Genomic DNA, 906 nt, shown 5'->3' on the forward strand with positions numbered 1-906 from the left:
TGCGCGCGGTCGCGTTGGCCGGGATGATCCCGGCCTGGTCGGGGTCGATCGCAAGGTGGAGCGTGGCGCCCTCACCGGCGGACTCGATCTCGCGGACGTCACCCACGATCACACCGCGGATCTTGACGTCGGCGAGCGCCGGGAGCTGCAGCCCGATGCTCGACGTGCGGAGCGCGACGGGCACGACGTCCACGAACTTCTTGGTGAAGACGGCGTACGTCGCCCACGCGAAGAGCATGAGCAGCACGAGGAAGGCCACCCCGAGCACGCGGTGGCCTCCGGCGGCGAGTAGAGAGCGGCGACTCATCGCAGGCTCACCTCCGCTCCGCGGGCCAGCGGGCCCAGCAGCAGCGAGACCACGTCGGGGACGCGGCCGCGGCTGACGCCGAGGGCCGGACCGGCCAGCGTGTCGAGGACGCTGCGCTCGGCAGCGGTCCCGGACCACCCGGAGGTCAGGTCGATCTGGGGTGCCACGCGCTTGCCCACGGGGTACTGGACCCCGGTGTTGAGCTGTGGCACGAGGCGGTCGGGGGGCAGATTGCTCTGGTCGTAGCGACCGTGCATGGCGTCGTTGCAGTCCTGGAGGTTCACGGGGCCGCGCTTGTCACCGTTGACCGGCGCGTCGGCCGGGTTGTAGCCGCGCGGCTGTTTCGGCAGGGTCTCGAGGTTGATGTGCAGGGTGAACCCGCGGAAGGCCTCCTCCTGACGCGGCAGGACGTCGACGATGCCGTTCAGCAGGCAGGGGTACTCGGGGGCGTACTTCTCGAACACGGGCAGCTGCTCGGCGCCCTGCTGCCCGAGGCGGACGATGTTGTCGCCGTTGGTCTCGAGGAAGTCGCGGCTGGTGTTGGAGAAGCCGGCCACGTCGGAGAAGAACGCCTGGATCTTCTGCTCCTTCTCCACGAA

The 906-nt window shown here is 69.8% G+C and carries 2 protein-coding genes; both read right to left on the reverse strand.

Going from position 1 to position 906, the window contains the following annotated elements; all coding sequences use genetic code 11:
* Positions 1-307: MlaD family protein (locus ETU37_RS01335; RefSeq protein ID WP_338068598.1), on the reverse strand; the 307-nt coding region annotated here is incomplete at its 3' end.
* Positions 304-906 (reverse strand): MCE family protein (locus tag ETU37_RS01340; RefSeq protein WP_206053624.1); only part of this gene is annotated, 603 nt, incomplete at its 5' end. The genes ETU37_RS01335 and ETU37_RS01340, both read right to left, overlap by 4 nt.

The organism is Nocardioides iriomotensis (genome assembly GCF_004168035.1).
Lineage (GTDB): Bacteria > Actinomycetota > Actinomycetes > Propionibacteriales > Nocardioidaceae > Nocardioides_B > Nocardioides_B iriomotensis.